The organism is Streptomyces sp. DH-12 (genome assembly GCF_002899455.1).
In the GTDB taxonomy this organism is placed as follows: domain Bacteria; phylum Actinomycetota; class Actinomycetes; order Streptomycetales; family Streptomycetaceae; genus Streptomyces.
Window position 1 is genome coordinate 1 of the sequence record NZ_PPFB01000010.1, and the last position, 568, is coordinate 568.

Below are 568 nucleotides of genomic sequence, written 5' to 3' on the forward strand. Positions count from 1 at the left end.
GTGTCGAAGTGGCCCTGCGGAAGGTCGCCGAAGTCGTGGGCGGGCCGGGTGCGGAGGTGGACCCGGGCGGCCAGCACGGGGTCGGCGTCGACGTGCCGCCGGAGTTCGTCGATGACGGTGCCGGAGAAGTCGGTGCCCCAGTACTCCTCGCACTCGGGGGCCAGGCGGGCCAGGAGCAGGCCGGTGCCGACACCGATCTCCAGGACGCGGCGCGGCCGCAGGGACCGGATGCGGTCGACGGTCGTGTCCCGCCATTCCCGCATCTCGGGCAGCGGGATCGGCCGGCCGTCGTAACTGCTGTTCCAGCTGGCGAAGTTCTCGCCGAAGGACGTCCGGGGCGCCGAGGTGTACACGGCGTCGTACAGGTTCCGCCACTCGCCGAGCTGGTCCTGTTCCACGGCCTCGTCGTGCTCGCGCGCCGTGGTGTCGGCCACGACGTAGGCGACGAGCCGGGTGTCACCGGGCTGGTCCTCGCGGACGACGACGGCTGCCTGCGCGATGTCCGTGTGGTCGGTCAGGACCTCCTCGATCTCGCCGAGTTCGATGCGGAATCCGCGGATCTTGATCT

The 568-nt window shown here is 71.0% G+C and carries 1 protein-coding gene; it reads right to left on the reverse strand.

Features of this window, described 5'->3' with window-relative positions:
• The coding region (locus C1708_RS33590; RefSeq protein WP_133169129.1) for a class I SAM-dependent methyltransferase at window positions 1-568 on the reverse strand (568 nt) is incomplete at both ends.